The organism is Mucilaginibacter gossypii, assembly GCF_017569325.2.
Lineage (GTDB): Bacteria > Bacteroidota > Bacteroidia > Sphingobacteriales > Sphingobacteriaceae > Mucilaginibacter > Mucilaginibacter gossypii.
The window spans coordinates 7,130,766-7,156,754 of record NZ_CP071878.2 but is presented as its reverse complement, the minus strand read 5'-3'; the positions used below and the strand labels follow the sequence as shown (position 1 = coordinate 7,156,754).

Here is a 25,989-nt window from a genome sequence, read left to right as displayed (position 1 = left end):
TTTTTTTTCAAGTTTCCCCTTCAGGGGGAGATTTAGAGGGGGCTATTTATAAGCCGCGTCATTCCACCTGATCTCGTTTCTGAACTGATCAAGCTTGGTGTCTTTACCAATGCGTAAAAACTCGATACCGGCCATATCAGCAAAATCGTTGATCAGCTCGGCCGACAGGTTTTGGCTGTAAGCGGTATGGTGTGCGCCACCGGCATAGATCCATGCTGCGCAACCGGTTTTCATATCTGGCAGTGGTTTCCAAAGCACCCTTGCAACCGGTAATTTCGGCAGATCTTCAACCGGCTCAATGGCTTCAACTTCGTTAACAATTAAACGGAAACGATTGCCCATATCCACAATAGAAGCGTTCAATGCAGCACCGCCAGCTACGTTAAATACCAAACGTGCAGGATCGGCCTTGCCGCCAATACCTAAGGCATGTACTTCTAATGCTGCTTTACCATTAGCTAAGCTGCTATCAACCTCAAGCATGTGTGAGCCTAAAACCAAAGCATTGTTTGGGTCGAAGTGGTAAGTATAATCTTCCATGAAAGCGTTACCACCCGGCAAACCGGCACCCATTACTTTAAATGCACGTACCAGGGCAGCAGTTTTCCAGTCGCCTTCACCAGCAAAACCGTAACCATCGGCCATTAAGCGCTGTGAAGCAATGCCTGGTAACTGGATCATGCCATGCAGGTCTTCAAATGTGTCGCTGAAACCTTTAAAGCCGCCATCCTGTAAAAACTTACGTAAGCCAAGTTCAATTTTAGCAGCGTCATATACCGATTGATACCTTGCACCGCCTTGCTTAAGGTCGTCGGCCATAGTATAAGTAGCTTCATACTCATCGGTAAGGGCTTTAACCTCAGCATCGCTGATGCTGTCAACAACAGCTACTAAATCACCAATACCATAAGTATTTACAGCGAAACCAAATTTCAATTCGGCCTCAACTTTATCACCATCGGTAACAGCAACAAAGCGCATGTTATCACCAAAGCGAACAAATTTGGCACCTTGCCAATCGTACCAGCCTGCTGCCGCACGGCTCCAGCTTTCAATGTCTTTCAACACTTCGCTATCCTGCCAGTGACCAACAACTACTTTACGGTTAATGCGCATGCGTGATACCATGAAGCCGAATTCCCTGTCGCCATGGGCGCTTTGGTTCAGGTTCATGAAGTCCATATCTATTGAGCTCCATGGAATATCGCGGTTATACTGGGTGTGCAGGTGCAGCATCGGTTTTTTAAGGATGCTTAAGCCCCTGATCCACATTTTGGCTGGCGAAAAAGTATGCATCCAGGCAATAACACCGATACAGTTTTCGGCAACGTTAGCCTGCTGCAAAGTGTTATAAATTTCTTCGGTTGACTTAACAACTGGTTTATATACCACACGCACGGGGATATTGGCAGCGCCATCAATACCTTTAGCAATTTCCTGCGAGTGCTCGGCAACTTTTTTCAGTGTTTCTTCTCCGTATAAATTCTGGCTCCCGGTTATGAACCATACTTCAAATGTTTTCAGATCGATCATTATAATTAATTATTGATTTAGCGAATGAGTGATTTAGTGAATTGGTTTAGTTTTTTGGCGACAGCCTGAATAATGCTGCGCTGTGTTTGTTTATTTTTTGCTGATAGCTTGTTTTGTATTGGCCAACATCCTGTTTTTTCCACAGGTCACGAACTGTTACTTTGCCTTTCAGGCCCAGGTCTTTGAAATTCAGGGATACAGATTTGTCATCATCGCCAATATTGAAAAAGGCTGCGTAAATGTCCTGACTGCCGGGGATCTGCGAATACCAGATCATGGCGCCATCTTTTTTGTATAACTGCTTAGGGTTCGATCCTTTTTGGTTTACCGCAATTACCTCATCATTGGTAAAAAGCTTCAACTCAAAATCACGGTTTTCGGGCAGGTTACCACCTATCATCAGCGGCGAACGGAAGATGCTCCAGAAGGTCATGTGGGTATATTCCTCGTCCTCGGTAAAGCGGCTGAAGCGCTCCTGCCCTACCGGGCCGCGTTTACTTAGCTTACCAATCTGGATCATATCACAATCGGGCCAGTGACCGGGGCCACTTACACCTTCCCAGCTTTTAGCATATTCAAACATATGAAGGATCTCTTTCCAGTTATCCCAAAAGTCATCAGCCATGCGCCACATATTGGCATATTTGGTAGCATGAGCCGCTTGCGCAACCGGGGTTTCACCGGGCGATAAGCTTAATACAACCGGCCTGCCGCATTGCTGAATGGCTTTTTGGTAACCTTCAACCTCGGCATTACTGTACGGGCGCGAAAGGTCATCTACCTTAATAAAGTCAACTCCCCATGAAGCATAAAGCTCCAGCAGCGAATTCAGGTATTCCTGTGCACCGGGCTTTTTCATGTCCAAACCATACATGTGGTTCATCCAAGGGCATTTTGAGTTGGTATCGGCCACCATATCGGCAGTAATGCCATTGGTGCCTTTAACCGGCGATTTTGACCAAACGGCTTGTCTCGGGATCCCACGCATTACGTGGATCCCAAATTTCAAACCTTTGCTGTGAATATAATCGCCCAGCGGTTTAAAGCCGTTACCGCCAAAAGCCGAAGGGAATTTAGTAGGCTGCGGCGTAAGGCGGCCCCATTTATCCATAGTTAACCATGGCACATATGAGCCATCCTGTAAACGCAACTGGAAAGGGTTGCCGATATTACTACCCGGAGGGTTATCGTACGACCATAAAAAGTCGACCACTACATACTCCCAGCCATGTTGTTTCAGATGTTCGGCCATGTAATCAGCATTAGCTTTTACTTCATCTTCATGTACTGCCGAACCAAAACAGTTATAACTGTTCCAGCCCATTGGCGGTGTAGCTGCTACCTGAGCCGATAAACGGGTGCAGGCAAAAAAACAAAGCAGCAGGAAAAAAGAGAAAAAGTGGGAACCGTGCGATTCCCCTCTTGAGGGGGGTGTAGGGGTGTGTTCATCGCTTTTGTTATTCCGGGCGCATAACACACTCCCGCTCTTATCCATCGCGCCCCCTCTCAAGAGGGGAGCTAAAAACGTTTTTATCTTTCTCATGCTTATTGTCCGTAATATGAATCAGGTCCGTGTTTGCGCTCGTAATGCTTTTTGATCAGCGCATCTTTTAAGCGGGGGGCGCTTCTGTCAATTTGCTCGGTAAGGTAAGCCATCTGGGCTACAGCTTCCAGTACGGCGCTGTTATACACCGCTTTTTCGGCGGTTTTACCCCAGGTAAACGGCGCGTGGTTACCAACCAACACCATTTCAACCTCTTTATAATCCAAGCCTTTTTCCTCAAAACATTCCATGATTTGGAAACCGGTTTGGTATTCGTAGTTGCCTTTAATCATTTCATCATTCATAGGCGGTGCACAAGGGATATCAACCGTTAAATGATCGGCATGGGTAGTACCGAAAATTGGGATATCCCGTTGCGATTGTGCCCAGGCAGTGCCGTAGGTAGAGTGCGTATGCACAATACCGTTGATGCCTTCCCAGTGTTTATAAAGTACGGCGTGTGTTTTGGTGTCACTTGACGGGCGAAGGTCACCTTCAACCGTGTTACCATCAAAGTCAACGATTACCATTTTCTCCGGCGACAAATCCTCGTAAGGAACACCGCTTGGTTTTATCGCAAATACACCTAATTCCCTGTCGGCGGCGCTTACGTTACCAAAAGTGAACAGCACCAGGCCCAGTTTGGGCAGCTGCATATTGGCATTATAGGCACTAAGCCTTATATGATCATATTTACTCATGTCTTTATTAAGCGTTTTGCAGTTCAGGGTTATTTTTCAAAGCAACTTCGGCAGCTACAAACTTGCCCAATATGCTGTATTGGTTATAGCGTTGCTGATAAACTTCTTTTAGCGCGATGTTTGGCTCATAAACCACGTCAAAGCCGCGGCCCATGGCTGTCATAGCTTCTTCAATAGTTGGGTAGATACCGGCAACTACCGCAGCAAACATCGCAGCGCCCAAAGCACAGGTATGTTTAAACTGGTGAATGCGGATAGGCATCCCCAAAACATCGGCCATCATTTGCATCACGAAAGGTGACTTTTTAGCTACGCCGCCGATACCGATGATCCCTTTAACCGGGATACCCTCGCTGATAAAACGATCAACAATGCTCTTGGCACCAAAGCAGGTAGCCTCGGCCAGCGCACGGAATACCCGTGGTGCATCGCTGCCCAAACCTAAACCGGTTATAGCACCCTTCAATTCCTGGTTAGCATCCGGTGTACGTCGTCCATTAAACCAATCAATAGCCAGCTCATTGCTTTCTTCGATGGGTAACAATGCTGCCTGCCTGCTCAATTCAGGGATGATCATTTCTGAAATCTCCTCTTTCAACGCTTCAGCAGTAGCCGCGTCAATTACCTGCGATTGCGAAAGCAGGTTATTCAATGGCCAGGCCAGGATATTTTTAAACCAGGCATAAGTATCGCCAAAAGCCGATTGACCAGCCTCTAAACCTGCCATTCCCGGAATAACAGATCCGTTAACCTGTCCGCAGATACCGCGTACCAGTTTGCCTTCCATCTCTGAGGTTGGGGCAACCAGGATATCGCAGGTTGATGTGCCCATTACCTTGCTCAGGTGATAAGGCTCAATCTGGCCGCCAACAGCGCCCATGTGTGCGTCAAAAGCGCCGGTACCTACAATCACATCGGTTGAGAGTCCCAATATCTCCGCCCACTCCGCGCTGAGGTTTCCGGCTGCTTCATCGGCCGTGTATGTATCTTCATATAATTTATCCCTGAAACCAGCCAGTATCGGATCAAGGGAAACAAAAAATTCTTCAGGAGGCAGGCCATTAAATTCTTCGGCCCACAATGCTTTGTGACCTGCAGAGCAACGGCCGCGCTTAATAGACTTAACATCGGTACCACCGGTTAACAGGAAAGGAACCCAGTCGCAATGCTCAACCCATGAGGCGGCAGCATCACGTACACTTTTATCAACCCTTAGCACATGCAGCAGCTTAGCCCAAAACCACTCAGATGAGTAAATACCGCCAACATATTTCAAATAATTGGTATCAAATTTTGTAGCATGCTCATTGATCTGTGCTGCTTCTTTAACCGAAGTATGATCTTTCCACAATACAAACATGGCATTGGGGTTAGTTTCAAAACCGGGGGTTAAAGCAAGCGGAGTACCTGTAGCATCAACCGCAACGGGGGTTGAGCCGGTGGTATCAACAGAAATGCCTTTTATATTTTTTGCAATGGCTTCACCGCCGGCCTGTGCAATACAATCTTTAATGGTGGCTTTAAGTCCGTCGATATAATCCTGCGGATGCTGGCGGAACTGGTTTTCGGCAGGTACACAATACTTGCCATCGCGCCAACGGGGATAATTAAATACTGATGATGCTATTTCTTCTCCGTTGGCCGCGTTTACTATCACGGAGCGCACGGAGTCAGACCCGTAATCAACCCCGATCACTAATTGGTTATTGCTCATATAAAGATTTATAATTATTGTCGAAATAACACTTAATTTTTGACAAAGAAAAATTTTATTTAAAATTTTATTCGGATAAAATGCATTATTTACTTAAAGGAACCTTTTGGCCTGTAAAAAAGTCATTACATAGTTTAAGCGCCTGTTAAAAAAATTGCCGTTACGTCTATTCAGACAAGCAATAATTAGTGTTATTTTAACAATATAAAATAAGGTTTGCACAACGGATTGGCTGTTTTGAGATGGTAAAACGTTTAATTTACTCATAAAGTATATAGCATTGCCGTTACTAAAAATGAATCCGGCGCACTGGGAAAATCAAATAACATCTTTGCCCTGTGACAACACTTTTCCGGCAAACCAATAAAAAAGCGGAACAGTCAATCACGACCAATTCCGCCTAAAACTGTAACAAAAACTATCTGATTATTTAACGCCATTTGCCGCGTCGATGATGACTTTGGCAACTGCCTCAGGCTGCGAAATGAAAATCACGTGGCTGCCTTTTACCTCTGTTACTTTTGCACCGGCACGTTTGTACATCGTGCGCTTAACATCGGGCACAATGCTTTTATCTTCGGTGGCCACTATAGCATAGCTTGGTTTGGTTTTCCATGCCGCTTCGGCAACAGGCGTAACAAAACACTGAACAGACGTTGGCCCCTGCGATGCAAACATAAAGTCAGCTTCGGCTTTACTTAAGTCGCCGGCAAAGCCGCCATGAAATTTGGCTTTATCATAGTAAACAAAACCTTTATCATCCGGCGGCAAAATACCGTTTTCGGGAGCCGGAGGAGCCGACTGTACCCATTTTATCGTATTTTCCCCTTTATCGGGCATAAAAGCGGCTATATAAACCAATGTTACCACTTTTGAATTATTCCCTGCTTCGGTAATTACCGTACCGCCATAAGAGTGGCCTACCAATACTGTCGGGCCATCCTGTTTATCCAGGATCCGGTTGGCGGCGTCAACGTCGTCCTTTAAAGAAGTAAGCGGATTTTGCACTACTGTAACATTATAACCTTTTTTAGTAAGGATATTGTACACGGCCTTAAAGCCCGAGCCATCGGCAAAAGCCCCGTGCACTAATACAATGTTTTTAACGGGCTGTGCCTGGGCAGCGGCCTTAAAAGTAAAGGCAAACAAGCTGCCTAATAAAATAGTCGCCGCTATTAAATGTGCTTTTAAGCGGCTTTTCATGAATTTTGTGTTCATTTTTTGCTGGAGTTTAAGTTTCATAAATAATACTGTTAACAGTACCATTTCAAAGCTTGCTCCAAAAACACAAAATACTATTAATCAAAATACAACTACCCAACATTTACGATATATCGGGTTTTACACGATGGCCTCCTCCATATATCATTACCCGCTATTAGCTATTCGCCATGGCAACAATATCTTTTCCATCTAATATCCAGCGACCAGCACCGCGGTTTACCGTATTGATCATGGCTTTGCCAACTTCCTCCAGCGTAATAAAACCCTTTGGGTAAATAAGGCGGCCTATGGGGTACATCCAACTGATGTATTTATAAAACGGCAATGTGTTTTTTGCCCCCTTAAAGCTTTTCATAAATCCCGGCCTGAAGTTGAATACCTGTTTGAAGGGCAGCTTCATCAAATCATTTTCGGTTTTGCCTTTTACCCGGGCCCACATACTGCGGCCTTTTTCTGTACTGTCAGTACCGGCACCAGATACATAACAAAAGGTCATATCCGGATTTATGCGGCTCAAAATTTCGGCCACGTGCATAGTGAGCAGGTAAGTTACTTTATAATAAGCTTCTTCGCTCATCCCTACCGATGAAACGCCTAAACAAAAAAAGCAGGCATTGTAACCTTCTAACTGATCCTGAATGGGTTTGAGGTTAAAAAAATCAGCATGTATAATTTCCTTTAGTTTAGGATGTGTTACACCGCAGGGTTTACGGTTAATAACTAATACTGCTTCAACCTTATCGCTCAATAAGCATTGGTGCAATACACCCTCGCCTACCATGCCGGTAGCACCTGTGACAATTACTTTTATTTTATTAGTTGTTTCCATGATATTGATGTAGCCGATTATACATTTAAAATATTGTATCTTATTGCAGATTTATTTACCTATTCCTATACCATGTGTTAATTATATGTTACAATACAAACAATTATATAACCATAACGCTTTAACAATAAATTAGTTGAAGATGCCGAAATGGTTAAAGATAACCTTAAAGATCGCCGGAGCGCTTGTTGGTTTAATTATAATTATGTTTATTGCCCTTACTGTTTATGTTAATAATAATAAACACAAGGTGATTGCTATGATCACCTCCGAGCTTAATAAAAACCTGAACGGCACGCTAACTATCGGCACTATCGATCCAACATTATTTAAAGGTTTTCCGGGGGTGTCTGTCGAGCTGAAAGATGTAGTACTGAAAGATAACCGCTGGGCGCAACATCATCATACATTGCTTACCGCCAAAGACCTTGAAGTATCCGTAAATGCCTCGGCCCTTTTAAAGGGCGAAGTGGTGATCAATAAAATCGATATCAGCAATGCCGATATCGACGTGTTTACCGATAGCACCGGTTATAGCAATACTTCGATATTTAAAGCAAAACCTAAGGTTGAAAAAGATCCGAAAGAGCAACAAACCAGTTCTTCCACACAAATTGGGAGGTTTTCGTTAAACAAGGTAAACTTTGTTGTTGACGATCGTCATGCTTACAAACTGTTCAAATTTGCAGTTAACGATATTCAGGGTAGAATGGAGTATCCTGCTAAAGGGTGGAGCGCCGATATCGACTTAAATACCATGGCAAATAGCTTTTCCTTCAATACAAAAAAGGGAAGCTTTATGAAAAACAGGCTTTTAAAAGGCCATTTTGATATCAGTTATGATTATGCATCGCAGGTTATTAACCTTGCTCCCAATACATTAAACATTGGCGATAACCCATTTACTGTAGGTGGACAGTTTAATCTTAAATCGCCCGAAACCGATTTCACCATCAACCTCAAAGTGGATGAAATTTTGTGGAACGATGCTGCAAACCTACTGGCTGCCAACATTACCAAAAGCCTCAAAATGTTCGATCTTAAAAAGCCAATTGATGTTACCTGCGACCTGAAGGGAAGCTTTGGCGGCGGCGGCGATCCATCCATTTATGTTACGGCTAAAGTAAAAGATAACATATTGAAAACCCTTGGGGGCACTGTTGAAAATTGTAGTTTTAATGGTGTATTCAGTAATAACTATATCAATGGCAAAGGTTTAAATGACGATAACTCGGTTATAAAGCTTTATCATTTTAACGGCAGCTATAAGAATATTCCATTTACTATTGATACCGCATTTATCAACAACCTGAATACACCGGTGGCCACCGGGATTTTCAGATCGCGCTTTCCCGTTACCAAACTTAACCCGGTTATTGGCGATGAAAGCCTGAAATTTACCAAAGGCATTGTTGATTTAAAACTGGCCTATAAAGCCGATATTGTAAATTTCAAATTCACTAAACCCTTCGTTACCGGTAATGTAGATATAAAAAATGCAGATGTAAATTACCTCCCCCGTGGACTCGTATTCAAAAACAACTCCATTGCCTTAAAATTTACCGATAAAGATCTTTACATAAATAATATCCGCCTGCAAAATGGCAGTAGCGTAGTGTATATGCAGGGTAAGGTGAGCAATTTCCTCAACCTGTATTATACCGATCCACAAAAGATTTTGATTGTATGGCAGATCACCAGTCCGCAGATACATCTTGGCGAGTTTTTAGGCTTCCTGAACAACCGCGGATACGAAAGCAGTAAAAGCAGCGGCGGAACGGGCAAAAGGATGTCCAATGCCAAAATCACCAATCAACTTAATACCGCCTTTGATAAAGGGCAGGCCGAACTTCACCTGCGCTTAGCCAAAGTATATTATAAAAAGTTTTTGGCGACAGACGTTAATGCCGATATTTTACTGGCCGACAATACCATGAAAATGCGCAATGTAAGCCTTAAAAGTTCGGGAGGATCATTGAGTTTAAGCGGCCTGGTACTGCAGGGGCCAACCAATAATTTTGCAATTAGCACAACTATTAACCACGTAAATACTAATACTTTCTTTGCATCGTTTAACAACTTCGGTCTCAAGGATTTTACCAGCGATAACTTGCGGGGTTTTCTTTCGGCAAGGGTTGATATTAAAGGCGGGATCAAAAACACCGGCGATCTGGTACCGAAATCAATAAAAGGATTTGCACAGGTTAATTTAACCGATGGTGCATTGGTGAACTTTGCGCCCATAAAAAGCGTAGGCAAATTTGCCTTCCCTTTTCGCGATCTCGATAACATAACATTTGGCGATTTAAAAGCCCGGTTTGATCTTGATGGCGATAAAATTAAAATTGCGCCGATGCAAATTAACTCCAGCGTGCTCAATATGGACGTTGAGGGCACTTATTCGCTATCGCGGGGTACTAACATTGCACTTGATGTACCGCTACGAAACCCGAAGAATGACAGCAAAATAGCAGATGAAACCGAACGTAATAAAAAACGTATGAAAGGCATTGTTTTACATATACTTGCCACCGATGGCGATGAAGGTAAAATAAAAATTAAGTGGAACAAAAACCATAAAAAAACAAAAACAGATGATGATGAGCAGAAGACAGATGAAACCCAACAAGCGCCCGAACCTAAACAAGATTAGTTTAAGTTCAAAAATCTTCACATTAACCTTATTTTCATGGTGTTTAAATGACACTATAATAGCAAATAAATGCTTACCTTTGTGCTGTTCATTATAGGGTAATATGTTGATTAAACATTTAATTGGTTAGCACATTATTTAAAAAACTTTTAAACCGCTCGCTCCTTACAGCAATAATATCAGTAGCAAACCCTCGTTTTAAATAAATACTATCCCGGGTTCACAAATAAAGAAGGAAGCAAAGTTTAATGTAATCTGTTTTACCTCCGGTTGTTTAACCCGGCACATGTATCTTATTGAACCGTTTTTAGCTTAATAATCTGTATTAAAAAATGAGACAACTTAAAATATCCCAATCAATCACTAACCGCGAATCGGCATCGCTCGAAAAATACCTGCATGATATTGGCAAGGTAGATTTGATCACAGCTGAGGAGGAAGTGATCCTGGCGCAAAAGATCCGTGAGGGCGACCAGGTAGCGTTAGAACGTTTGACAAAAACAAACCTTCGCTTTGTGGTATCGGTTGCTAAGCAGTACCAAAACCAGGGCCTTACCCTGGGCGACTTAATAAACGAAGGAAACCTTGGTTTAATTAAAGCGGCAAAACGCTTTGACGAAACCAAAGGCTTTAAATTTATTTCATATGCCGTATGGTGGATCCGTCAGTCAATCCTGTCGGCCATTGCCGAGCAATCACGTATTGTACGTTTACCATTGAACCAAATTGGTTCATTGAGTAAAATACACAAAGCAGCTTCAAAACTGGAGCAAGAATATGAAAGGCAGCCAACTCCCGAAGAACTTGCAGATAACCTGGAAATTTCGGTTGATAAAATTGCCGATTCGATGAATAATGCTGGTCGCCAGATTTCAATGGACGCGCCTTTTATTCAGGGTGAAGAAAACACCTTGCTTGACGTATTGGCCAGCTCTGATGCTGCAACTGATACTGAAGTAATGGCTGATTCATTATCACAGGAAATTAAACGCTCGTTAGGTATCCTTGCCGAACGTGACCGTGAAGTGCTGATGTTATTCTTTGGCCTTGGTGGCCATGCACCTCACTCATTAGAGGAAATAGGTGAAAAATTTGATTTAACGCGCGAGCGTGTTCGCCAGTTGAAAGACAAGGCTTTGATGCGTTTACGTCACAATTCAAAATCAAACCTGTTGCAATCATACTTAAACTAATCCAGGATATATCCGCCTGAGTTTTTATAATAAAAACGCGAATGAGAAAATCATTCGCGTTTTTTTGTGGGCTTGATTTTACATAAAAACGATGTCATTGCGAGGAGTCGCATGGGTAAAGCGCCGGGAGCGACGTGGCAATCGCATGCTATACAGAGCGGCTAAGCTTCCGTGCGATTGCCGCGCTACGCTCGCAATGACATCTTTTTTGAATACAATGCATCTCAATTACTTACTCCCAACAAACTCCTTCCCCTTACGATATTGCGGCAGCTCATACCATGCCTTAGCGGGCCTGTTTTCAGGAAAACCATTTTTTGCCCGGTAAGCTTTTCGCTCTGCAGTAAAATGCCACCAGCTTTTACCTGTATCACCATGTTTAATATAATCTGCCAGCAATCGGTATGAATCCTCCACACATGGATCGGCCCAGGCGCCTACGTGCCGCTCAAACGCGTTAAACAGTTCAACAGGGTCTTTGCCTTTTAATTGTTCTAAAGAATAATAGCCTTGCTGTATCAGCTCAGTCGCAAAATTGATCCCTAATGATGGGATACTTTGAAATTCAATCAATGCATTTATCTCCCTGGCGCGTTCGGCATCTGCATTTAATATCATTGCAACTTCATCTGGGGCGAAGGTAACGAGATCGGCAATCTTGGTTTTTTGAGCCCGGAGAATAGCTTTCTCTTCTGCTGTAAGGAGCAGATTAATGGATTTCTTCATAATTCAGGCGGATATAATAACTAAGTTAGAAATGAATTATGAAAAATAAAAAAGCCTTCCAAACTAAATTGAAAGGCTTTTGAACATCTGCACATTTAAAATCTGCGCATCTGTAAATCAAAATTTATTTCATCAATTTGATAAAGTCATCAAACAAATACCTTGAATCATGCGGGCCAGGTGACGATTCCGGGTGATATTGTACCGAGAAAGCTTTTTTGCCTTTTACACGAATACCTTCGATAGAATGATCGTTCAAGTTAACGTGGGTGATCTCTACCTTATCCGAAGCGCGTACAGCTTCCGGCACTACACCAAAACCGTGGTTTTGTGAAGTAACCTCGCAATGGTTAATAATGATATTTTTTACCGGGTGGTTTAAGCCACGGTGACCGTTAAACATTTTTTGAGTTGGGATATCGTTAGCCAAAGCCAGCAACTGGTGGCCTAAGCAAATCCCAAACATCGGCTTGTCGGCAGCTAAAATTTCCTTTACAGTTTCAACTGCGTAAGGCATAGCAGCGGGGTCGCCGGGGCCATTTGAGATGAAGTAACCTGTTGGAGCAAAATCTTTTTCCATTTCGGCGTAGGTTGTTTTTGCCGGGAACACTTTGGCGTAAACCTCGCGCGAATCAAAATTGCGAAGGATGTTTTTCTTTACACCAAGATCAAGTACCGCTACACGGTAAGGAGCATCCTCGCTGCCAAAAGTATAAGTTTCGGTAGTTGTTACCTGTGATGAAAGTTCAAGGCCATCCATTGAAGGTACCAGGTCAAGCTTTGCTTTCAACTCATCCAGATCCAATATTTCTGAAGAGATGATTGCGTTCATAGCGCCTTTATCACGAATGTGACGAACAAGCTGACGGGTATCGATATCAGAAATACCTACAATATTTTGCTCCTGGAAATAATCCTGTATCGATTCATCGGCCTGTTTACGGCTGTAGGCAATGTTATAATTTTTACAAACAAGACCTGCAATCTGGATCCTACCCGATTCCACCTCTTCATTAGCAATACCGTAGTTACCAATGTGCGCATTGGTGGTTACCATAATTTGCCCAAAGTATGAAGGGTCGGTAAAAATTTCCTGGTAGCCGGTCATACCGGTATTAAAACAAATCTCGCCGGTGGTAGTACCCATTTTGCCCGCAGCTTTACCGTAAAAAACAGTGCCGTCGGCAAGCAGCAATATAGCCGGTAATTTGGTGAAATAATTCATCGCTTAAAAAAATTGAAAGGGTTAAATGATCGGATTGCCTGGTTCAAAGCCCCGTGAAAACTGATAGAAATAATGAAGTAAGGAACTTCCGGATTCACGGCGCAAAAGTAGAAAATAATTTCGGATTTCGAATGTGAGATTTCGGATTTATTTTGATTTCGGGTTTCGAATGTGAGATTTCGGATTTATTAGTAATGAATATGCTCCCTGCCAATCAAAATAATAAATCAAAAAATAGAAAAATCCGAAATCGAAATTCCGAAATCCGAAATCAAAAAATCTCACATCCGAAATCGAAATTCCAAAATCCGAAATCATGCTTACCTTTGCATTGCGATAACACATTTATCAATGTCTGTAAATAAAGAAATAAAGCGTATCACCACCAACACCATCCAGGAGATGAAGGTTCGTGGCGAAAAGATCTCTATGCTTACTGCATATGACTATTCGATGGCTACCATAGTTGACGATGCCGGGACTGATATCATCCTTGTTGGTGATTCGGCCTCCAATGTGATGGCCGGCCACGAAACTACGCTGCCTATAACGCTCGACCAGATGATCTATCATGCATCATCTGTAGTACGTGCGGCCAAACGCGCATTGGTGGTTGTCGATCTGCCTTTTGGTTCATACCAAGGTAACTCAAAGGAAGCGCTGAACTCAGCTATCCGCATTATGAAGGAAGCCGGAGCGCATGCCGTTAAAATTGAAGGGGGGGTTGAAATAGCCGAATCAGTTAGCCGGATCTTAACCGCCGGCATCCCGGTAATGGGGCACCTTGGCCTTACACCGCAATCCATATACAAGTTTGGAACATACACTGTACGCGCCAAACATGAAGCCGAGGCACAAAAACTGCGTGATGATGCCCTTAAACTACAGGAGCTTGGCTGTTTCGGTATTGTATTGGAAAAGATACCGGCCAAACTGGCCCAGGAGGTATCCGATAGCCTGCAGATCCCAACAATAGGTATCGGCGCAGGTCAGCATTGTGACGGCCAGGTATTGGTAATTCATGATATGCTGGGGATTAATAAAGGCTTTAAACCCCGCTTTTTACGCCAGTACTCCAACCTGTATGATATCATGCACGACGCGATCAAAAATTACAACTCCGACGTAAAAAGCAACAGTTTCCCTAACGAGAAGGAACAGTATTAGAAAAGTCCATAGTCCATGGTCGATAGTCCATAGCAAAAAAATTGCTAAACCGCCATGGACCATGGACTATCGACCATTAACCAAACACAATGGCCCGTCCCGAATTTAATTACAGCAGCAATGATATTACCGATAAAGATGTTCTTTATGAGGACAACCATCTTATTGCAATAAATAAACGCGCAGGAGACATTGTACAGGTTGATGAAACCGGCGATGAACCATTGGACGAAAAAGTAAAAAAATACATCGCCCAAAAATACAGCAAGCCCAACGGTGCGTTTTTAGGCGTAGTGCACCGGCTGGACAGACCGGTAAGCGGCGTGATCCTGTTTGCCAAAACCAGTAAAGCACTCGACCGGATCAACAAAATGTTTAAAGCCCGCGAAATGCATAAAACCTATTATGCAGTAGTGCGCAAAAAACCATTTCCCGAAGAAGGCACCCTGGTACATTGGCTGGTAAAAAACTCGCAAAAAAATGTAACCAAAGCCCATGACCGAGAAGTTCAGGGTAGCCTACGATCTGAACTGAGCTATAAATTAGTTGGCGAACTAAACGGGTATTATTTAATTGAGGTAGACCCGATAACCGGTCGTCCGCACCAGATCAGGGTACAGCTTTCAACCCTCGGCTGCCCCATTGTAGGCGATAATAAATATGGCTATCCCCGCGGCAGCCTGCGTAAAAGCATTTGCCTGCATGCACGCAAGCTTACGTTTGTACACCCGGTAAAAAACGAACCGGTTGCTATTATCGCTCCCGTACCGCGCGATGGCTTTTGGGAAAAATTTGAGGGAATGATGGTAGGGTGAATCTATTGATGTCAATCTATCGGTTCACATCGCCAAAACCCTTTCCCAGATCTCCTCATTAACAGGTATCCCATCTCGTAAATTCCGTTCTCTGGTTTTCAGCATATTTTCGCCAGGGTATGAAACCTGTTCACCATCAACAGGATTGCTGCTTTTGGTGTAGCCCAGGATTTCATTTATCAAACGCTCATTTTGCTCAGTATCTGTTTTCAGGCAGATAAACACTTGCGATACGCCCCACTCCTTTTCGTGTTCGCTGATTTTTGAGGTAGATTTTCCGCCGCTTAATAAGGTCGCCAGCAGATCAAGCATCAGCGATAAACCCGACCCTTTCCAAAAGCCAATGGGCAGCATCCGCTTTGACTGCAAAATGGCATCGGCATCAGTACTTAAATTCCCTTCTTGATCATAGCCGCCGGGCAATGGCAAACGTTTATTTTGCGATTTGCTTTCCATTAGCTTACCTACCGAGTATTGTGAAATAGCCATGTCCAGCAGGATATGCCCACCCTTACGCGGCACCGCTATAACCAACGGATTATTACCAAGCCGCGGGTCAAGCCCACCCCAGGGCGGCAGATTGGCAATGGTGTTTGTAAAACAGATGCCTATAAATCCGGCATCAGCCGCCTGTAATCCATAAGTGCCACCACGCATCCAGTGGTTGGTATTTTTGATAGCCACACAGCCTATGCCGTACTCCCCGGCCAGTTCAATAGCCCGTCTCATGCACCTGTTTGCGTTTAACATGCCCAGACCAAAATTGCCGCTCCATTGCTCAATAGCGCCCAGGCTGTTTACCATTACAGCCTCCGCATTCGGTTTAAACAGGCCTTCCTTTACAGTTTGCACAAAAGCAGGAAACCGGTTAAGGCCATGACTGTAAACCCCGTCCCTGCTGTTGGCGGCAAAAATGCCTGCGCATTGCCGGGCTTTTGCAAGCGGCAGATCAATACTTAATAGTACCCTTTCAAATTCGGCTTCAAGTTTTTGGTACGGAACGCGCATAGGTTTTGAAATAAATTTAATTTATAGCGTTTATTACAGTATGCTGATGCAAGGTAATCAACCATATTTTATAATTTTGCCTTTAATAAATGAAAAGAACTCCGCTGTTGTTTTTCCTGTTTTTAATAAGCATTGCACTGATTGTTAATTCATGCAAGAAAGATAACTTAAGCCATATACCCGGATTATTAGCAGGTAACTGGCAATTGGCCTCTATAACCGTTACTAATTATGTTGGTGATGCCCAGGTGTCTTTAGATACCTTAAACCAAACTTGCGAGGATACCCAGCTTTTTACCTTCAATGCCGACAATTCCTGCAGCTACACTAATTTTCAATGCAGATCAGATACTGCGAAGGGCCGCTGGTCGCTTACTGCAAATAAATTATTTTTAACTTCAGATTTGGTTTGTAAAGATACCACCAAAGCATCGGGCGGTACCTCAAAGCCATTTGAAAACACTAAAATAGTTACCCTGGGTAATTATTCGCTGGTATTAGAAACAGGAGATGTTGAACCAAACTATTCGGCAACAAAAAAACGACGCATTATGCGCTACGGGTTTATCAGGCAAAAAGTAACTGCCACCCAATAGTTTCAATATTTTTAATTGTAAAAATGGTTTTATTATAATAGTTTCAATGCCAAGTAAACAATCAGCCCGATGAAACTATTGTAGCTTCATCTTCGTTGAAAGAGATATTATCGATGAAAAAAAGAATTGCCATTTTCGCTTCAGGTTCCGGCTCGAACGCCCAAAAGTTAATGGAGCATTTTAAACGCAATGCCGATGCCGAAGTTGTGCTGATACTTACCAATAACCCGCAAGCTTACGTTTTGCAGCGTGCTGATAACTTTGAAGTGCCCTCACATATTTTTAGTCGCCATGAGTTTTATGAAACCGACGGCGTTATCCGCCTGCTTAAAAATTTACAGGTTGATCTGATTGTACTTGCCGGCTTTTTATGGCTTGTGCCCCAATCATTATTAAAAGCATTCCCCAATAAGATTATTAATCTGCATCCTGCCCTGTTACCCAAATATGGCGGCAAAGGCATGTACGGTGATAACGTACACCGCAAAATATTAGAAGATAAAGAAGAGGAAAGCGGCATCACCATTCACTTCGTTAACGAAAACTTTGACGAAGGCGAGATCATCCATCAATCAAAATTCAAAATAGAACCTGGCGATACGCTTGAAATCGTAAAATTTAAAGGCCAGCAACTTGAGCATAACCATTTCCCGAAAGTTGTTGAAGCGCTTTTAAAGAAAATGAAGAGCTGAGTTGCTTAGTGATTAGGGGGGGTATCTAAGTCCTTTTATGGGTTATTAAAACAACAATGACCCGTGTATAATTTCGTAAACAGTCAATTCACCATCAACAATTTTAAAGGCTATAACCCAGTCATTGAAATGACTGCAAGAATATTTGAAAGCAGCTAAAACCTGATGGTTACAAATGGAATGCTGTACTCCGGGTACAGCTAATCTTTTGATAGCTGTCTTGAATTTCAAAGCAAATCTTGCACCGCTTCCCGGTGTATTTTTCGATTCTACAAAATCAACAATCGCATCAATAACCTTTAATGCCTTAGGCTTAATAGTAACGTTCAAAATACAGGATGGGCTTATTGAGTATATTTAGAAAAAGCTTTATCTAACGGGATAGCTTCTTCATCAAGATCTTTATTTAAATAATTAATCAGCTCTTCGTTTGTTGCTTTTCTTCCAATCCCCCTCGCGACGTCAATTGTATCCAAATCCTTAACTTCTTGTGTTTGCGCAGAAAGACCAAGCTCTTCAGCCAACTGCATCAACAAGCGGGTCTTTTTTTCCGAATTTGATTGAATGATCACCGTAATCATATACTAAGTTACCAATTATTTATGAATACCTCAACAATTAACCTATCGAACGCACGGTAATACACATTAAATATCGCTTGCTATAAAATTTTGATGTGGATAAATACCGATCCTATGCTAATAACTAATCTCTAATTAACCAACCTCCAATTAACTAAATATCACTACCTTTGCGGCTCAAAAAACAGTGTGTACATGAGCCAGTCAGTTCAAATAAAAAATGCTTTAATTTCTGTTTATTACAAAGATAATTTAGAGCCCATCATTCATGAGTTAAACCGCCTTGGTGTAAATATCTATTCAACCGGAGGTACCGAAACTTTTATCCGCAATTTAGGGGTAAATGTGATCCCGGTTGAGGACCTTACCTCTTACCCTTCAATCCTTGGTGGCCGTGTTAAAACCCTGCACCCTAAGGTTTTCGGTGGTATTTTGGCCCGCAGGAGTTTTGATGGAGATAAACAGCAATTAGAGCAATATGAAATTCCTGAAATTGATTTGGTAATTGTTGACCTGTACCCCTTTGAAGAAACTGTACAATCAGGCGCTGGTGCCGAAGATGTGATCGAAAAGATCGATATCGGTGGGATCTCTTTGATCCGCGCAGCTGCAAAAAACTTTAAAGATGTAGTGATCGTAGCTTCAAAAGATGACTACGCCGGCCTGGAAAATATCCTGAAAACGCAGGATGGTGCTACCACAATTGATCAGCGCCGTTCATTCGCTCAAAAAGCATTCAACATATCGTCAAACTACGATACACATATTTTCAACTACTTTAACGAGGCTGAACCACTCCCGGTATTTAAACAAAGTATCCAAACCAGCCAGGTTCTGCGTTACGGCGAAAACCCTCACCAAAAAGGAACTTTTTATGGTAACCTTGATGCCATGTTCAACAAACTGAACGGCAAAGAGCTTTCATACAACAACCTGGTTGATGTTGATGCTGCCGTTGCTATTATTGATGAGTTTACCGAGCCTACTATCGCTATCCTTAAGCACACCAATGCCTGCGGTGTAGCTTCACGTTCATTTATTAAAGAAGCATGGATCGATGCTTTGGCTTGCGACCCGGTATCTGCCTTTGGTGGTGTAATTATTGCCAATGCCGAAATTGACGCTGAAACAGCTACTGAGATCGACAAGATATTTTATGAAGTATTGATCGCGCCTGCTTTCACTGATGAAGCCGTAAAGATCCTATCAGGCAAAAAGAACCGCATCCTGTTGGTTCGCCAGCCGGTTGAACTGCCTGTTAAGCATTTCAAAACTTTATTGAATGGCGTAATTGAGCAGGATAAGGACGCGGTAATTGAAGGCCCGGCCCAAATGACAACCGTTACCGAAAAAGCACCTACCGAGGCCGAATTGAAAGACCTGTTCTTCGCTAATAAAATTGTGAAGCATACCAAATCAAACACCATTGTGTTTGCTAAAAATAACCAGCTAATGGCGAGTGGCGTTGGTCAAACATCAAGGGTTGATGCACTTAAGCAAGCCATTATTAAAGCTCAAAGCTTTGGTTTCGATCTGAACGGTGCTGTAATGGCGTCCGACGCTTTCTTCCCCTTCCCTGATTGTGCCGAACTGGCTGCCGAAGCCGGGATCACCGCCATTTTGCAACCGGGCGGATCAATTAATGACAAGCTTTCGGTTGCCATGTGCAATGAAAAAGGCCTGGCTATGGTTACTACCGGCGTACGTCACTTTAAACACTAACATTTAAGGTTGACCGGGTTGATTTGGTGAGTAGTTTATTAGGTTAAAAACGTTTGATTGAAGAGTAGAGATTGATTTGGTGAAAAGGAAAAATGTTTTTAACCTGTTTTAACTTAATTTACCTGTAAATCCGGTCAACCATCTAATAAATAAGCTCTATCAACCCAACCCCAACACAATAAATGTGATTTTTTAACGCTTAAGTTTGCAAAATGCTAAACTATTTAAGCGTATTTTTATAAACTTTGCATAACATACTGAAAGAAATACCAGATGGGTTTATTTAACTTTTTTACACAAGAAATTGCTATCGATTTAGGTACAGCAAATACCCTCATTATACATAACGACAAAGTTGTTGTTGACGAACCCTCGATCGTGGCGTTCGACAGAACAACCAATAAAGTGATCGCTATCGGGCGCCAGGCCATGCAAATGGAAGGTAAAACGCACGATAATATCCGTACCGTGCGCCCGCTTAAGGATGGTGTAATTGCCGACTTTAACGCTGCCGAGCACATGATCCGCGGGATGATCAAAATGATCAACCAGGGCAAAGGATGGTTCTTTCCGTCATTGCGTATGGTGATCTGTATCCCATCGGGCATTACCGAGGTAGAGAAACGTGCCGTGCGCGACTCGGCCGAGATTGCCGGCGCCAAGGAGGTTTACCTGATCCACGAGCCAATGGCAGCCGCCGTAGGTATCGGTATCGACGTTGAGGAGCCTATGGGCAACATGATCATCGATATTGGTGGTGGTACAACCGAAATTGCCGTTATCGCTTTATCGGGTATCGTGTGCGACCAGTCGATCCGCGTAGCGGGAGACAACTTCGACTCGGATATCGTTCAATATATCCGCCGTCAGCATAACATCATGATTGGCGACCGTACTGCCGAAAAAATTAAAATTGAGGTTGGCGCCGCGCTTCCTGAACTAAGCGAGCCGCCGGGCGACTTTGCAGTACAAGGCCGTGACCTTATGACCGGTGTACCAAAACAAATCATGGTATCATACACCGAAATTGCACATTGCCTTGATAAATCAATTTCAAAAATTGAGGAAGCGATATTAAAAGCGTTGGAAATTACCCCTCCCGAGCTTTCGGCCGATATTTATCAAACCGGCATCTACTTAACTGGTGGGGGTGCTTTATTGCGCGGTTTGGATAAGCGCGTAGCTGCCAAAACCAAACTACCCGTTCACGTTGCCGAAGACCCTCTTCGCGCCGTAGTACGCGGAACCGGCACCGCCCTTAAAAACATTGGCAATTTTAAATTTTTAATGCAGTAACTGAGTTAGTGATTAGAGGTTAGGGATTAGAGATTAGTTATTATTAAAATACTTATCTCCGATTCCTAATTTCTAATTTTGCTATAGACAACTAATCTCTGATCTCCAATTAACTAATCTCCAACAATGCGTAACCTTTGGATATTTATAACTAAGTATAACGCGTTTTTTTTATTCCTGATTTTTGAGATTAGTTCGCTGCTTATATATATCAAATACAACTCGTTTCAAAAAGCGTCTTTTATTAACTCAACCAATAAAGTAACCGGTACCTTGTACAGCCAGGTTGATGCTTTAAAAGAATACCTGTCATTAAAAGAAACCAACGATAGCCTTGCCCGCGAAAATGCCAAACTTCGCGGCCAGCTCAAAGCTTCTATGTATGTTGATACTGTTGAAAAACACAAGGTTAATGATACCGTTTACAAACAACAATATACTTATATTGTAGCCAAGGTAATCAATAATTCATTCAATAAACGCAGCAACTACATTACTATTAACCGGGGCAGCAGGGATGGGATCCAAAAAGATATGGGTGTAATAACAGGTACAGGCGTTGTGGGGCAGGTTATTGCCGTAACCGAGCATTTAGCTATTATACAATCGGTTTTGCATAAAAACACTCGGTTTAGCGCCATGCTTGCAGGTACTAAAGATATAGGCTCGTTTGTATGGGGTAACGATCTTGATCCGCACAGGGGGGTATTGATAGATATCCAGAATAATGCTCAGCCCAAAATTGGCGATACGGTGGTTACCTCGGGCTACTCGCTTTTCCCAACCGGCATACCGTTTGGCAAAGTTACCAACCTGCATGCCAAAGGCGGCGGTTTACTCATCAACGTTGAGGTAGCCTTAGCTGTTGATTTTACAAAGCTTCAATACGTTTACGTGGTAAATAACAAATTTGCCGGTGAACAAACGGTACTGGAGGCCGTACAAAACAAAAATGAGTAGGACTATCCTTGTTAACCTTGTTAGGTTTATAGTTTTGGTTTTTATGCAGGTTTTCCTGTTAAAAAACATAACGTTTTATAATCTTGCCACCCCTTATTTCTATATCCTTTTCATTTTGTTGCTTCCCTTTGAAGTACCTAATCTGCTGCTGTTTGTACTCTCGTTCCTGACAGGCCTCACTATTGATGCATTTTATGATACACCGGGGCTTCATGCTGCGGCCTGCGTTGTGCTGGCATTGGTACGTGTACTTTTCATCAGCATCACGGTACAAAAGGATGGCTTTGATAACGAGCCCGAACCTACTTTGAGTATCATGGGTTTTAGGTGGTTTTTTACTTATGTATTGATACTTACTTTATTCCACCACTTTTTCCTGCTTAATTTAGAGGTTTTTAGTTTTTCTGAAATACAATACACACTAAGCCGTGTTGTTTTGAGTTCATTGTTTACCGTATTTTTAATACTAATTTCGGGCCTGCTATTTTTCAGAAGGAAAGAACGTAAATGAATAAGTTTTTTGAACGCCGCTACGTTGTTACCGGTATTTTTATAGCTATCATATTAGCCCTGCTGGGAAGGCTGTACTATATCCAGATAGTTGATGATAAGTACGAGATCTATGCCAACAGTAACGTAAGGCGTACTACCATCCTTTACCCTGCCCGCGGGCCTATACTCGACCGTAACGGCAAGATCCTTGTACAAAACGAACCCATTTATGATGTTACCGTTAACCCCAAGGAAGTAAAACCTTTTGATACCCTGTTGTTTTGCAAAATGATAGGTATCGACAAAGAGGGTTTCGACAAACGCTTTACCAAGGCTAAAAAACAATCGCCCAATACAGCATCCGTATTTGAAAAACAACTTTCTGTTCAGTTGTATGCTTCATTGCAGGAAAAGCTGTTTGAGTTTCCGGGCTTCGCTATAGTGCCCCGCACCATACGCACTTATCCCGACTCGGTAGCCGCACAGTTTTTAGGTTTTATTGGCGAGGTCACCGACAGGGATATCAAACGCTCAAACGGATATTACCGCCTTGGCGATTACATCGGCGTTACCGGCGTTGAAAAGGCATACGAAAATGTGCTGCGCGGTCAACGCGGCGTACAGGTACAAATGGTTGATTCGCACGGGGTACCCAAGGGTTCATTTGCCAATGGCGCGCTTGATACCGTACCCCGTTCGGGCGAACGTCTGACCTCGTCGTTAGATGTTGACCTGCAAAGGCTCGGTGAAAAACTGATGCAAAACAAACTGGGCAGTATTGTGGCCATAGAGCCATCATCGGGCGAGATCCTATGTTATGTGAGCAGCCCTACTTACGATCCTAACCTCATGGTAGGCCGTCAGCGCGGTAATAACCTTGCCAAAATGTACAATAACCCGTATAAGCCATTTTTCATCAGGCCTATCCAGGCGCAATATCCTCCCGGCTCATCATTTAAACCATTAAGTGCCCTTATCGCGCTGCAGGAGGGCATCGTTAACCCGGGCGAAACCTACTATTGCACCGGGCACTACCGGGCGGGCAACAGGTTGGTCCCGTGTAATAAAGGCGAAGCACATGGTTCGGTAAACATGAGCCGGGCGGTGGCCGAATCATGTAACGGTTATTTTTCGATGGTATTTCAGCGTATTGTTGACCGGTACGGCGTGAAACGGACTGAAGCCAATTTTGCAGCATGGCGGGCCAATGTGATGAAATTTGGCCTCGGTGCCAGATTAGATCTTGACATGCCTGCCGAAAGCCGGGGCAACGTACCCACACCTTTGCATTACGACAACGTTTATCGCAAAGGCGGCTGGCGTTCAAGCACCATCATTTCATTGGCTATTGGCCAGGGCGAGCTTTTGGCAACCCCATTGCAAATGGCTAACCTGGAGTGTACTATTGCCAATCGCGGGTTTTATTATAAACCGCATTTAATTAAAGCTATAGGTACCAAAAACGTAATTAAAAAAGAATACGTTGAAAAAAACTACGTTGGGATAGATTCGGGATATTTTGAACCTGTGATTAACGGGATGCAGGCGGTAGTTGAAAACGGTACAGCCCGCAGATCAAAGATACCCGATATTATTATGTGCGGTAAAACCGGTACCGCGCAAAATCCGCATGGCGAGGATAACTCAGTATTTGTAGCTTTCGCTCCTCGAGATAATCCTAAGATAGCGATTGCTGTTGTAGTTGAAAACTCGGGCGAGGGTGCGCATTGGGCCGCTCCTATTGCAAGCTTTATAGTTGAAAAATATCTAAAAGGTAAGATCAGCCCGCGCGAATCGGGAATTACAGTTGATTATTATGCAAATGCAAACCGCCTGCCCGATCTTAGCCTGTATGCTCAAGACCTGCAAAAAGAACGCAGGCGTGACAGTATCAGGGCGGCAAAGGTTGATTCTATCAAAAAATTCAAAGCTGATTCAGTAAAAAAATTCAAGGCCGATTCAATAAAAAAAGAAAGGCGCGAATCAGCTTATAACAATAAACCGGCGAACTGGATTAAATCATTAACGGGCGGGAGGCCGGGCAAGTCATGAGCACTCAGCAGCGGAGTTTCTTCTTCAATGTAGATTGGCTTACAGTTTTTTTGTACCTGGTACTTTGCACCATTGGCTGGTTCAATATTCATGCTGCAGTTTTTGACGTCAATCACCCCAGCATAGTTGATGCCTCTACCAATTACGGTAAGCAGTTCATCTTTATTTGCGTATCTGTAGTTGTAGGTATTGTTATCTTGCTGCTCGAAAGCCGGTTCATTGCAGCCCTGGCTCCGGCATTTTATGTAGTAATAGTTTTGCTGCTGATACTGGTGCTGGTGATAGGCCGAAATGTGGGCGGCAACCAGGCCTGGATCAACATGGGCGGCGGTTTCCGGCTGCAGCCTTCGGAGTTTGCCAAGTTTGCAACCTGTTTATTGCTTGCGCGATATTTAAGCGGCACCAACATCCGGGTTACCGAACCCAAATCATTTTTAACGGCCGCCGTGATTATCGGGTTCCCGATGTTGCTGATCATGCTGCAACCCGATACCGGTTCCACACTGGTATTTTGCTCTTTGATATTTGTTTTATACCGCGAAGGGCTTTCTCCTTATTTCCTGGTGATAGCGGGATTGTTCATCACCCTTTTCGTTACATCGCTATTATACAATCCGCTGTATATTATCCTGATCCTGGCTGTAATAACCGCTTTCATTATCTTTTTATTTAAGCGTAACAGGCAGCTCATCAAAACCGTGATCATCGGCCTTGCAATCTCGATAGCGTTTATATTCAGTGTAAAGTTTATTTATACCCACGTTTTAAAGAAACATCAAACAGAGCGTATTAACATACTACTGGGTATCACCACCGATTTAAAGGGAAAAGGTTATAATGTAAACCAGTCGAAAATAGCTATAGGCTCCGGAAAAATGTGGGGTAAAGGCTATTTACATGGTACACAAACCCAATACTCGTTTGTACCCGAGCAAAGTACCGACTTTATTTTCTGCACCGTCGGCGAAGAATGGGGCTTTGCAGGTTCATTAACGGTAATAAGCCTTTTCATGTTCCTGATATTACGGGTAATTCTCATTGCCGAACGGCAGCGATCGCCTTTTACGCGTATTTACGGTTACGGTGTAGCTTCAGTGCTGTTTTTTCACGTAGTGATCAATATCGGTATGACCATTGGCGTAGTGCCCGTTATTGGTATCCCTTTACCGTTCATCAGCTATGGAGGCTCGTCGCTGTTAAGCTTTACCATGCTCCTGTTCACGCTTATCAAACTCGATTCAAACAGGAAATCAAATGTTTGATAATT

At 43.2% G+C, this 25,989-nt stretch carries 23 protein-coding genes; 12 read left to right on the top strand and 11 right to left on the bottom strand.

The features are described from left to right. Nucleotides 1-42 precede the first annotated feature (42 nt). From araA to J3L18_RS30880, 6 genes are all read right to left on the bottom strand, one after another. Nucleotides 43-1,533 (bottom strand): L-arabinose isomerase, encoded by a 1,491-nt coding sequence (gene araA, locus J3L18_RS30905; protein ID WP_129569086.1) that lies wholly within the window; start codon nt 1,531-1,533, stop codon nt 43-45. 46 nt (nt 1,534-1,579) lie between these two features. After that, nucleotides 1,580-3,076, bottom strand: a complete 1,497-nt coding sequence (locus tag J3L18_RS30900) for a glycoside hydrolase family 27 protein (protein WP_208102358.1) — start codon at nt 3,074-3,076, stop codon at nt 1,580-1,582. 2 nt (nt 3,077-3,078) lie between these two features. Then, nucleotides 3,079-3,777: an L-ribulose-5-phosphate 4-epimerase gene (locus J3L18_RS30895; RefSeq protein ID WP_091165722.1), complete on the bottom strand. Its 699-nt coding sequence runs from the start codon at nt 3,775-3,777 to the stop codon at nt 3,079-3,081. A 7-nt stretch (nt 3,778-3,784) separates the two neighbouring features. Beyond that, nucleotides 3,785-5,491, bottom strand: coding sequence for a ribulokinase (locus J3L18_RS30890; protein ID WP_129569087.1), 1,707 nt, complete (start codon nt 5,489-5,491; stop codon nt 3,785-3,787). Nucleotides 5,492-5,917: 426 nt separating this feature from the next. Beyond that, complete coding sequence (locus J3L18_RS30885) at nt 5,918-6,733, bottom strand: alpha/beta hydrolase (protein ID WP_223266153.1); 816 nt, start codon at nt 6,731-6,733, stop codon at nt 5,918-5,920. 136 nt (nt 6,734-6,869) lie between these two features. Beyond that, nucleotides 6,870-7,544, bottom strand: a complete 675-nt coding sequence (locus J3L18_RS30880; protein ID WP_129569088.1) for an NAD-dependent epimerase/dehydratase family protein — start codon at nt 7,542-7,544, stop codon at nt 6,870-6,872. 142 nt (nt 7,545-7,686) lie between these two features. On the opposite strand from J3L18_RS30880, the gene J3L18_RS30875 reads away from it, so the two are divergent. After that, nucleotides 7,687-10,197, top strand: coding sequence for an AsmA-like C-terminal region-containing protein (locus J3L18_RS30875; protein ID WP_129569089.1), 2,511 nt, complete (start codon nt 7,687-7,689; stop codon nt 10,195-10,197). 332 nt (nt 10,198-10,529) lie between these two features. Continuing rightward, nucleotides 10,530-11,390: a sigma-70 family RNA polymerase sigma factor gene (locus J3L18_RS30870; RefSeq protein WP_091165711.1), complete on the top strand. Its 861-nt coding sequence runs from the start codon at nt 10,530-10,532 to the stop codon at nt 11,388-11,390. Nucleotides 11,391-11,618: 228 nt separating this feature from the next. Here the strand turns inward: J3L18_RS30870 and J3L18_RS30865 are convergent, their stop codons facing one another. Together J3L18_RS30865 and carA are read right to left on the bottom strand one after the other, a co-directional pair. After that, complete coding sequence (locus J3L18_RS30865) at nt 11,619-12,116, bottom strand: helix-hairpin-helix domain-containing protein (RefSeq protein ID WP_129569090.1); 498 nt, start codon at nt 12,114-12,116, stop codon at nt 11,619-11,621. Nucleotides 12,117-12,240: 124 nt separating this feature from the next. Next, nucleotides 12,241-13,341, bottom strand: coding sequence for a glutamine-hydrolyzing carbamoyl-phosphate synthase small subunit (gene carA / locus J3L18_RS30860; RefSeq protein WP_129569091.1), 1,101 nt, complete (start codon nt 13,339-13,341; stop codon nt 12,241-12,243). Nucleotides 13,342-13,692: 351 nt separating this feature from the next. Between carA and panB the strand changes: the two genes are divergently transcribed. Next, nucleotides 13,693-14,508, top strand: a complete 816-nt coding sequence (gene panB / locus J3L18_RS30855) for a 3-methyl-2-oxobutanoate hydroxymethyltransferase (RefSeq protein ID WP_091165702.1) — start codon at nt 13,693-13,695, stop codon at nt 14,506-14,508. Between the two features lie 89 nt (nt 14,509-14,597). Beyond that, nucleotides 14,598-15,323, top strand: coding sequence for an RluA family pseudouridine synthase (locus tag J3L18_RS30850; protein WP_091165699.1), 726 nt, complete (start codon nt 14,598-14,600; stop codon nt 15,321-15,323). Between the two features lie 24 nt (nt 15,324-15,347). Here the strand turns inward: J3L18_RS30850 and yiaK are convergent, their stop codons facing one another. Further along, entirely contained in the window at nt 15,348-16,331 is a 984-nt protein-coding gene (gene yiaK, locus J3L18_RS30845; protein WP_129569092.1) for a 3-dehydro-L-gulonate 2-dehydrogenase, read from the bottom strand. A gap of 89 nt (nt 16,332-16,420) precedes the next feature. Here yiaK and J3L18_RS30840 point away from each other — a divergent pair, with 89 nt between their 5' ends. Then, nucleotides 16,421-16,927 (top strand): lipocalin family protein, encoded by a 507-nt coding sequence (locus J3L18_RS30840; protein ID WP_091165691.1) that lies wholly within the window; start codon nt 16,421-16,423, stop codon nt 16,925-16,927. A 113-nt stretch (nt 16,928-17,040) separates the two neighbouring features. Continuing rightward, nucleotides 17,041-17,619 (top strand): phosphoribosylglycinamide formyltransferase, encoded by a 579-nt coding sequence (gene purN, locus J3L18_RS30835; RefSeq protein WP_090528933.1) that lies wholly within the window; start codon nt 17,041-17,043, stop codon nt 17,617-17,619. Nucleotides 17,620-17,664: 45 nt separating this feature from the next. On the opposite strand, the gene J3L18_RS30830 is transcribed toward purN, so the two are convergent. Further along, a complete protein-coding gene (locus tag J3L18_RS30830) occupies nt 17,665-17,949 on the bottom strand; it encodes a type II toxin-antitoxin system RelE/ParE family toxin (RefSeq protein ID WP_176844431.1) in 285 nt (94 codons plus the stop codon). 14 nt (nt 17,950-17,963) lie between these two features. Then, entirely contained in the window at nt 17,964-18,200 is a 237-nt protein-coding gene (locus J3L18_RS30825) for a hypothetical protein (protein WP_129569094.1), read from the bottom strand. A 195-nt stretch (nt 18,201-18,395) separates the two neighbouring features. Here J3L18_RS30825 and purH point away from each other — a divergent pair, with 195 nt between their 5' ends. The 6 genes from purH to rodA all read left to right on the top strand — a co-directional run bounded on the left by purH (nt 18,396) and on the right by rodA (nt 25,984). Then, nucleotides 18,396-19,922 carry a bifunctional phosphoribosylaminoimidazolecarboxamide formyltransferase/IMP cyclohydrolase gene (purH, locus tag J3L18_RS30820; RefSeq protein ID WP_091165679.1) on the top strand — a complete coding sequence of 509 codons (1,527 nt, stop codon included), beginning with the start codon at nt 18,396-18,398 and terminating at the stop codon, nt 19,920-19,922. Nucleotides 19,923-20,195: 273 nt separating this feature from the next. Beyond that, a complete protein-coding gene (locus J3L18_RS30815; protein ID WP_090528947.1) occupies nt 20,196-21,218 on the top strand; it encodes a rod shape-determining protein in 1,023 nt (340 codons plus the stop codon). Between the two features lie 126 nt (nt 21,219-21,344). Then, on the top strand, nt 21,345-22,178 hold the full coding sequence (gene mreC, locus J3L18_RS30810; RefSeq protein ID WP_112652736.1) for a rod shape-determining protein MreC: 834 nt from the start codon (nt 21,345-21,347) through the stop codon (nt 22,176-22,178). Continuing rightward, the gene (locus J3L18_RS30805) at nt 22,171-22,689 is read left to right on the top strand and encodes a rod shape-determining protein MreD (RefSeq protein WP_091165673.1); all 519 of its coding nucleotides are present in this window, start codon (nt 22,171-22,173) and stop codon (nt 22,687-22,689) included. The genes mreC and J3L18_RS30805 overlap by 8 nt, the downstream gene beginning before the upstream one ends. Next, nucleotides 22,686-24,722 carry a penicillin-binding protein 2 gene (gene mrdA, locus J3L18_RS30800; protein ID WP_129569095.1) on the top strand — a complete coding sequence of 679 codons (2,037 nt, stop codon included), beginning with the start codon at nt 22,686-22,688 and terminating at the stop codon, nt 24,720-24,722. Before J3L18_RS30805 ends, mrdA begins: the two co-directional genes overlap by 4 nt. Continuing rightward, on the top strand, nt 24,719-25,984 hold the full coding sequence (rodA, locus tag J3L18_RS30795) for a rod shape-determining protein RodA (protein ID WP_129569096.1): 1,266 nt from the start codon (nt 24,719-24,721) through the stop codon (nt 25,982-25,984). The genes mrdA and rodA overlap by 4 nt, the downstream gene beginning before the upstream one ends. The last annotated feature ends 5 nt before the right edge of the window (nt 25,985-25,989 follow it).